Below are 6,805 nucleotides of genomic sequence, written 5' to 3'. Positions count from 1 at the left end.
AAGGGATCCGCGGCGCTGAGGATGGTTTCCACCACCCCTCCCTGGGCAAGTAGGGCCCTCATGTCCTCCTTGGCTTGAACGAAAAGCGCCTCTTCCTCAAAGGACCAAGGGTCAAGGGGCGGCTCCACCTGCAGGGTACCAGGGTCGGCGCGGACCAAGCGATACTCCACGGGAATGGGCTTTCCTTCCCAAAAAAGGCTCTGCCCCTCTAGAAGAAGCGCGTACAGAGCCAGCTGGGCGTAGTGGTAGCTCCGGTCCCGCCGGGTGGCCTTCAGCTCCAAAATGCGCAAGCGGGGAGCGCCCTCCTCCCAACGGAGGAGGACGAAGTCCAAGCGCCCCTGGAGGGTAAAAGCTCCAACCTCCCCCTCAACCCCTACTTCCCGCGCGAAGAGGGACTGGCCCCGACGAACCTCGCGTATTCTGTCCCCCAGTTCTCTCCAGGTCAACCCCTCTTCGATCCGCGCAAAGCCCCTCTTCTCCAAAAACTCCTCTAACGCGCGCTCCGAGCGAAGCCCGACCTCCTGATACGTGGGATCCGCTAAAGTTAAATACTTGTCCAAGATCTTTTGAACCTGGGGGCCTCCTTTACCCGCCTGGAAGGCCAAGTACCTCCCGCAGAACTGTAGCCGGACAAAAGAGGCGATGTCCGTAACCGTGAGGGTTTTCCCCGTCATACTGGCGAATCCTCCAGCTCGATACGCACCGTCTTGGCCCAGGGGGGCCCCTCGGGTCCGTCCCCCAGGAGGCCCACCACCACCCTAGCCTGTGGCGGGGCCGATGGCCAGGGGGTGTAGCCATCCGTGAGGACCACCACCAGGTCGTGCCCGTCCGCCAGTGCCGCCTTCAAGCCCCTCCCCATGTCTGTGCCGCCCCCACCCCCGAGCACGAGCCTCCTAGCCTGGCCCCGCCGGGACACCCGCACCGCCGTGTGCACCTCAGCGTCCACCCCGTATACCGTCATCACCGCCCCCGCCGCAACCATCCGCTCCACCTCCGCCAAAGCCTGCGCCAGCATCCCCTCGCTCACGCTCCCCGATGTGTCTACCACCACCCCCACCCGCGGCTTACGACCGTGTTTTCCCGGCAGGATGAAGGGGTCCAGGGCCTCCGCCCGCCGGTGAGGCAACGCGTAATTGGGAAAGCGCCGCTGCCGCAAGGAGAGCAGGGCTTGCCGTAGGGCCCGCCGGAGAAGGGCCCGCCAGTCCACCCTGCCCTCCAGGCGTTCGCGGGCCCAGCGTTCCAGGCCCAAGGGAACCGTGCCCCGGCTTCGGCTTTGGGTGTGGCGTAAGATTTCCCAGGCCACCTCCCGCCGTACCCCCTCCCCCATCACCTCCCCCAGGCCCGGCGCTTCCCGGTCTACGGCCTCCTGGAGCTCCCCTAGCTCGGGCCAGAGATCCTGAAGAACTCGAAGCCTCTTTGGCCTAGCATGGAGAGGTAGGCCGGAGTCTTCGGGGAAGGTGCCCCGCCCGTCTTCACCCTCTTCTTGGTTTGAGCCTCCTTGGATCGAGCCTTCTTGCCTTGAGTTTCTCCTTGAGCCTCCTTGACTTGAGTCTTCTTGGTTTGAGCCTCCTTGACTTGACTTTCTCCTTGAGCCTCGTTGACTTGAGCCTCCTTGGCCTGAATTTCTCCTTGAGCCCCCCCGATTTGCGTCCCTTTGGAGCTCACGAACCTTTAGGGCCTCAGCGTAGGCCTCCATGGTCTCATGGAGAGGAAGACCGAAGTCCTCGGGAAAGGCACTCCCCTCGGGCAGGGCTAAATTCATATCCCTCAAGTCCCCGTTCACCGCCAGGTCGGCGGCCAGATTCTGCACAACACGGGCGTGTTCCCACGGAAGATCCTGTGCCAAGGCCCGAAGCAGCAGCCGCCCCCGCTCTCCGGTGTGGCCCCTAAGCCAGTGGCTCACCTCGTGGAAGAGAACCCCCAAAAGCTCCCCGTCCCCCAAGGAAGCTGTCCACTCGGGGTTGAAGTAAACCCGTAGTCGGTCATCCACCGCCATGGTGGCCACCGCCTCCGTTTCCACCAATCGCACCTGGAATAGAACCGACGCAAGGTAGGGAAAGCGCTGGGCCAAGACAACCCGCGCCGCCCGGAGTCGCTCAAAGGAACCCCCGGTGGCGTCCACGCGAAACGTGCCCTTGCCCATCTGACCCCCACTTAAGACCTGGCACCCTCCATGCGCTCAACCAGTTGGAGAAGGTCCCGAAAGGCCCGAACCTCCTCCCTTGGGAGCATCAAACCCATGCGTTTACTGTCGTCAGCTTCCCTGTAGCCCCTCACTAAAGCCTCGGCGGCGCGGGCCGCCAGGTCCGCCCGGCCCTCTTCCGCCGCCCGCTTGAGCACCTTCCAGGCCCGGTTCCAGTTCTCCGGGGTCAGGTGGTCCAGGACATAGGCGCCCAGCCCCATCAGGGCCACGTAGGCGGCATCCTCCCGCCGGGGAAGCCGCCCCGGGTCCGCCAAAAGCTCCTCCGGCGTGGGCAGGTCCAGGTTCCGCACAAAGGTGAGGAAGCCGTGCCCCTCCTCCCCCACCGCCCCTATTGCCCCCAAAGCCTGGGTTTCTTCCCCAAAACCCAGGGCCCGGGCCGCCCCAACAAACCGCGCCAGGAGTTCCCAGGACCTAGGCGAAGGCCAAGGACCATGTAGGCGATTAGGGTTGGGGTTGTGCAGGACAGAAGGATTCCGCTCCACATAGGCCGCCACCAGGGCTCTCGCCTCCCGGATATGGACCTCCACCACCTCCCGGGGTGGCAAGGAGGGCAATTCCCGGTAGAAGCGCTCAAAGCCCCACCGCATCCCCTCCGCCCATTCCGTGGGGAGCACCTTCCAACGGTAGTGGATCACCCGGTTAGCCACCGGCGGCGGCAGTACCAGGCCGGCCACAGAGAGCTCCTCCGGGTTTCCCGCCGCCAGCACGTCCCCCTGAAAGGGGATGTCCCCGATGTAGCGCTCCGCTAGGATCCGCAAGAGGACGGGGAAGATCTCCTCGTTGGCGTTCATCTCGTCCAGAAAGAGAATTCCCCGTTCCCCCGCCTCCACTAAAGCCTGCACCCAGGGGAAAGGGTAGAGCTTTACCCGGTCCTCCCCCGCGTGGTAGCGGGGCCAACCCCCAAAGTCCGTCCGGTCCCGGGTAGCCCCGACCACCGTGACCAAGGGCCGGCCCAACCACTGGGCCACCGCCTCCACCGCCGCCGTTTTACCCCCGCCTGGGGCCCCCTCTATGTACAGGGGAACGCGGGCCACCAGGGCTGTCAGGATCACCTCTAGGTTCTGGCGATAACTCATCCCACCCTTCCACACCCGAAAGAACACACCCCGGGGCCTTCCGGCAGGTTATTCCTCTGGACCGAACTCGTACTCGCCGCTGTAGGGGTTATAGCGAATGTCCCAGTCTTCCGGAACCTGCTCGTATCTCCCCTTATAGGGGTTCCACTTGTCCACTAGGCGGTTTCCCTTCTTGCTGTAGCGCAGGGTAAAGGGGGAGAAGCTCGCCTCATCCTGACGACCCATCTCGTAGCCGCCCTCGTACTCGTTCTGCACCGGATCCTGGTCTTCCTCGGCGTACTCGTAACGACCGGTAAAAGGGTTGTACTTGATCGGCATCGTCCACCCCCTACATAGACCCAGACAGTCGGCGAAGGATAGCCCGCAACGTATCTTCCTCCCCATTCCCTCCGAGCCAAAGAAGGAACTGGCTCACCCCCGCCAATACCGTTGCCACCACATCCTTCAAAAGTTCCTTGTGAACGCCCTTTTCCAGGTCCAGGTGGAAGTCCAAAAAGAAGTGGCCATCCTTGACGAAAGCGCGGGGCCAGCGCCTCGTTGCGTTCCACTCGTTGGCCTTCCCCAGGGCTTCCCCCGACGAAAGGGGCGGGGCGTTTTGCACCATAGCCTGGATGGTGAGGATCTCGTCCTCACTCCCTTGGACACTCACCATCACCATGGCCATGGAGTTTGCCGCATTCTCTTTCAAGAGGACCACAAAGTCCCCATCCGCGTCAGTTAGGAAGCGTAGCCCCAACTCCTGCAAGACTTCTCCCACTCTCTGGCGGCTCAAGGGTCCAATCCCATCCATATTTCCCTCCTCGTGGAGTGTCACCCTAGCATCGCTTCGCCCCTCTTCTGCTATTTTCCCAGCCCCGCTCAGGCCACCGGGGGCATTTCGCGCGTCCTTTCAACCGCCCAGCTGAGGAATTCCCCAACCCCCGCCAGCACAGGTAGGAGGAGCGAGCCCAGGAGTTCCACATCCACCTCGCCGGGAAGGAAAACCTGAAAGTCGAGGACAACACCTCCCTCCCGCACCCACGCCCTAGGCCACCGTTTCGCCGCGTTCCAGGCGTTGGCCAGGCTGGGAGAAAACTCCCCCAACCCCTCCACCCGAGCCTGGAGGACGAGAATGGCTTCCTCTGATTGCCAACCCACCCCCACCAAGGCCAGCGCTTCCCCGCCGGATTCCTTGAATAGCAACACCGTGTTTCCCTCGGGATCAAGAAAGGGACGGAAGCCGGGCACGTGGCGCAAGAGATCGTAGACCAACCTCTGCTTGGGCGTCAGGCTCTGTTCCTGCCAGACCATACTCCACCTCCCGCCTCTAAGCCTCCTCCTCTCCCGCGTCAGGTGCTGTCGTCCCCAGGTCCCCCAACCGATCCGCCATCCACGATCCCGGCTCCTTGGCCTCGAGGAGTAGTAGGAACTCAAGCAGGTGGTCGCTGAACCCAGCTAGGCGATACACCCCCGTCTCGGGGAAGGCTAGGCGACCGTAGCCCGCCAGGTTAACCACATAAGCCTTGCGGTCTTCCGCCTTCCGAAGCCAGCGGAGCAAGGGTGTGGCAGCGTCGTCGGCCACCTGTTCATCGGTGAAAATCACCACCCTAGATCCGCCAAACCCGGGTAGGACCTCCCGTAAGGCTCTTCCCAAAAAGGTACCCCCCCTGGCCCCTGATGTAAGGAGGGTCTTCACCAAAGCGAGCAAGGGGGCGCTGGGAGGAAGGTCCACCGGATGGAGCTCGTCGTCAAATCCCAGCAACCCACCGCCCGTGTGACGGTAAAGCAGGGCCCCGAGGCTTGCGGCCGCCAGGGCGTAGGTGGCCTCGCCCCGCCCCGATAAGGGCGCGAACATGGAACCCGAAACGTCCACTAAAATCAAACTGTCCCCCTGCAAGGGCACGGGCGGGAGGTTGGCCTCGAGGGCCTCAACCAGGGCATGCAACACCCTCTCCGGCCATCCCTCTTGCTCACCCCGGAAGAGGGCCATGAGCCACTGGTGGGGGAAAAGGTCGGATCGTCCGCCCTTCCGCCGACCCAGTTGGGCGACAAGCTGGTCCAGCACCCGAGGGTCCTCTAAAAGGCCGTGACGATGCAGGTTGGTTAAGTTTCGCACCAGAGCCATGGGCCCCATGTGGGGGATGGCCTCCCTCCAAGCCTCGGGGGAGCTTCCCTTCGCCGAAAGGATCCGCTCCCAGGTAGGCCGTTCTTCTTTGAGGTGAGCCACGAAGGCCTGAGCCTCGGGGAGGGCCTTTTTCCCCCGCACGAGCCACTCATATACCATGGCGTGGGCCATGTCCCTGGGCCTTGGATGGGTGAGGAGGATCGCGTCCCTTTGGCTAAAGGCATGGCCCTTCTTGCTGTATTTCAAGATGGCGTGGGGACTCATGGCGTTAAGACGTTCCGCCACGGCCTTCTTCAAGGATTTCTTAAGCTTCCAGCCCTGAGCCTTGGTGTAAGCAAGGGTCTCCAGATGCTCATCCCCTCTTAGCCATACCCGCGGAGCCGTCCCAAGGGCCACCTCTCTAGGGCCCCACCAAAACAGGTGGGCAAGGAGCGCGGCGGGACCCGAGCGAAGGCCCAAAACTTGGCGGGCGTACGTGGCGAGAATGGAAACAAACTCGGGGTCCTCCCGCGTCACCCGCGCCGCGAGTTCAGCGAAGCGTCTCTCCCTCGCTTCCTTGTCCTCATAGAACAGGTCACCAGAAAAGAGACTGCCAGCCACGAGGAGCAAAAGTTCCTTTTTGGGGTCAGGCGCAAAACCCGGCCCCCCCTGATGGGTCAAAAGGCCATCCGTCCTCTGAACAGGATTGAAGGACACGTGCGTACCCCCTTCTGCGCCAAGCGCGGCATGGGCTCCCCAATACGCTCAACGCTTATCACGGGAATAGTTGGTTAGATTTTGCCGGGGAAATTAACCTTTAACCTAACCTACCGCCTGCCAAACCGACCTTTTCGTTTGAAAAAGCCCGGGGATGTTCGCGCTCCGTAAGGAACCCCAGGTTGCAGACTCATGCGGCGAGCCTCACCCTGCGAAGGAACGGAAGCGCATCGCCTCCGGGCAAGGATTGAGCTTAAAGGAGTCCAGGCAATCTGTCAACCCGCTAGGTTAGCCAAAGAGGCTTCTTATCCCATGGGGACACAATTTTGCAGACAACGGAAGCACGTTTCGCTCCAGACGTTTGGGTACGGGCCAAGCGCACCCCCTGCGTACCCTAGGCGGGCGCAATCGCTTCTCACCCGTTGGAGGCTTGTGGGGGATGCCCCGGATTTAGAAGAATCCGGGCCCTCTCGGGCGGGCTGGGGAATGGGGGGGTGTATTCGGGTTACGCGCTATCGAGGGCTTTCGGGGGGAGTTTTGGGATTCCCCGCCACCGCTTTCCGCACCTCCCAACGCCTATCCCCCGCCAGGCGCTTTAGGGTTTCTGGGGAGGTGTTGGGGTTTAGTGCCACCGCTTTCCGAACCCCCTCGTCCCCACTCTCCCGCCAGGCGGTCGAGGGCTTCCGGGGCGTGTTGGGGTTTTTCGCCACCCCCCACCGCACCTCC

7 protein-coding genes and 1 pseudogene are annotated in these 6,805 nt (G+C 62.8%); all 8 read right to left on the bottom strand.

The annotated features are described in order from the left end of the window. The coding region (locus tag QT17_RS12775) for a PD-(D/E)XK nuclease family protein (RefSeq protein ID WP_039460569.1) at positions 1 to 674 on the bottom strand (674 nt) is incomplete at its 3' end. Beyond that, positions 671 to 2,143: a VWA-like domain-containing protein gene (locus QT17_RS13485; protein ID WP_081995828.1), complete on the bottom strand. Its 1,473-nt coding sequence runs from the start codon at positions 2,141 to 2,143 to the stop codon at positions 671 to 673. The genes QT17_RS13485 and QT17_RS12775, both read right to left, overlap by 4 nt. Before the next feature lie 11 nt (positions 2,144 to 2,154). Continuing rightward, positions 2,155 to 3,279: an AAA family ATPase gene (locus QT17_RS13845; protein WP_039460567.1), complete on the bottom strand. Its 1,125-nt coding sequence runs from the start codon at positions 3,277 to 3,279 to the stop codon at positions 2,155 to 2,157. Positions 3,280 to 3,327: 48 nt separating this feature from the next. After that, positions 3,328 to 3,597, bottom strand: a complete 270-nt coding sequence (locus QT17_RS12760; RefSeq protein WP_039460565.1) for a hypothetical protein — start codon at positions 3,595 to 3,597, stop codon at positions 3,328 to 3,330. A 10-nt stretch (positions 3,598 to 3,607) separates the two neighbouring features. Next, positions 3,608 to 4,069: a YbjN domain-containing protein gene (locus tag QT17_RS12755; protein ID WP_039460563.1), complete on the bottom strand. Its 462-nt coding sequence runs from the start codon at positions 4,067 to 4,069 to the stop codon at positions 3,608 to 3,610. Between the two features lie 68 nt (positions 4,070 to 4,137). Next, positions 4,138 to 4,569 carry a YbjN domain-containing protein gene (locus tag QT17_RS12750; RefSeq protein WP_039460561.1) on the bottom strand — a complete coding sequence of 144 codons (432 nt, stop codon included), beginning with the start codon at positions 4,567 to 4,569 and terminating at the stop codon, positions 4,138 to 4,140. 16 nt (positions 4,570 to 4,585) lie between these two features. Continuing rightward, positions 4,586 to 5,668: a TROVE domain-containing protein gene (locus tag QT17_RS12745; RefSeq protein ID WP_235283935.1), complete on the bottom strand. Its 1,083-nt coding sequence runs from the start codon at positions 5,666 to 5,668 to the stop codon at positions 4,586 to 4,588. A 923-nt stretch (positions 5,669 to 6,591) separates the two neighbouring features. Next, positions 6,592 to 6,805: pseudogene (locus QT17_RS12740) on the bottom strand (hypothetical protein); the annotation flags it as partial.

This window comes from Thermus sp. 2.9, assembly GCF_000794385.1.
Taxonomy (GTDB): domain Bacteria; phylum Deinococcota; class Deinococci; order Deinococcales; family Thermaceae; genus Thermus; species Thermus thalpophilus.
This window is presented reverse-complemented; position numbering and strand designations above follow the sequence as displayed.

What these genes read in the sequence shown, in the direction of transcription:
- QT17_RS13485 (WP_081995828.1), bottom strand. Translation starts at nt 2,143, where the DNA reads ATGGGCAAGGGCACGTTTCGCGTGGACGCCACCGGGGGTTCCTTTGAG.
- QT17_RS13845 (WP_039460567.1), bottom strand. Translation starts at nt 3,279, where the DNA reads ATGAGTTATCGCCAGAACCTAGAGGTGATCCTGACAGCCCTGGTGGCC.
- QT17_RS12760 (WP_039460565.1), bottom strand. Translation starts at nt 3,597, where the DNA reads ATGCCGATCAAGTACAACCCTTTTACCGGTCGTTACGAGTACGCCGAG.
- QT17_RS12755 (WP_039460563.1), bottom strand. Translation starts at nt 4,069, where the DNA reads ATGGATGGGATTGGACCCTTGAGCCGCCAGAGAGTGGGAGAAGTCTTG.
- QT17_RS12750 (WP_039460561.1), bottom strand. Translation starts at nt 4,569, where the DNA reads ATGGTCTGGCAGGAACAGAGCCTGACGCCCAAGCAGAGGTTGGTCTAC.